Origin of the sequence: Amycolatopsis sp. cmx-8-4 (assembly GCF_046548675.1) — a bacterium.
GTDB lineage: Bacteria > Actinomycetota > Actinomycetes > Mycobacteriales > Pseudonocardiaceae > Amycolatopsis.
The window spans coordinates 1-999 of sequence record NZ_JAEBDZ010000095.1 but is presented as its reverse complement, the minus strand read 5'-3'; the positions used below and the strand labels follow the sequence as shown (position 1 = coordinate 999).

Genomic DNA, 999 nt, shown 5'->3' with positions numbered 1-999 from the left:
GATGGCCACCGCCGAGCGAGGCGGCCTGCTGTCCTGGCGTCGCTGTCGGTGATGCGCCCGCTTGACCGGGAAGTTGCTCATCTTCCGCTTGATGACTCGCGGATAGCTTCGGTCTCGGCGAGCCGGATTGAGCTCGTCTGCCACCTCGGTGAGCAACAGGGAATAGTGATCATCACAATGCGCGAGGGGGGAAATGCTCCGGTTTCCAGATTCTGGACCGGATGACACGAACGGTATTCTTATGCGAGATTCGATCCGGGTCAACTTTCGCCCGGGCGGCCGCGTCCACTTGAACGCAGGTCGTGGCGTAGTGCACGGCCAGGTGTGCCCAGAATTCCTGCCGGACACCTTCCGGAGATTTCGACCGGAATATCTTGTCGCCGTTGAGTTGAACACTCTTGATCTGTTTCAGGAAACCCTCGACATCCCACCGCTCATGGTAAATGAGCGCTAAATCTTTCGCTGACGCTACCGCCGGGTCGATGATGGTAGACACCAATCGATATAACTCGCTCGTCCCGGGAAGCCGGTATTCGATGACACGTAACCGGATAGGTCCGCGAAGGCGCGATTTCGGCGGTGCAGTCACTTCGGCGATATAGGAGCCGTCCGGGAAGTGCTCCACCGGCCGCAGAACCAGATTCGACGCCACTCGCCACAGCAGGTCAGCGCCGGTGTTCACGGCCTTCGTCCAGCGGTCGAACGAATAGATGTGCCGATCCGCCAGCACCAGCATGCCCGGCTGAAAGGAGGGAAACATCTCCTCGATCAGCATCGACTCGGCTGCGGCGTAGGCGTCCAGTCGGGCATCGAACACCGCATGTGTCCCCAGTTCGACCAAACAGGCGGCCTGAATCTGCGGATAAGCAGTCTTGCCTTCGCCGCGCCCGGATCCGGGACGACCGAACGCGTGCTCGTTCTCGTCGGTGTCGGGCACTGTGAAGGTGGTTCCGTCGACGGCCGTCAACCGCCAGTGCTGATACCACGCACCGATCGTTC

At 60.6% G+C, this 999-nt stretch carries 1 protein-coding gene; it reads right to left on the bottom strand.

Annotation, left to right across the window (positions count from 1 at the left end):
- Positions 1–172 precede the first annotated feature (172 nt).
- Positions 173–999: IS4 family transposase (locus ACLJQZ_RS48550; RefSeq protein WP_410628511.1), on the bottom strand; the 827-nt coding region annotated here is incomplete at its 5' end.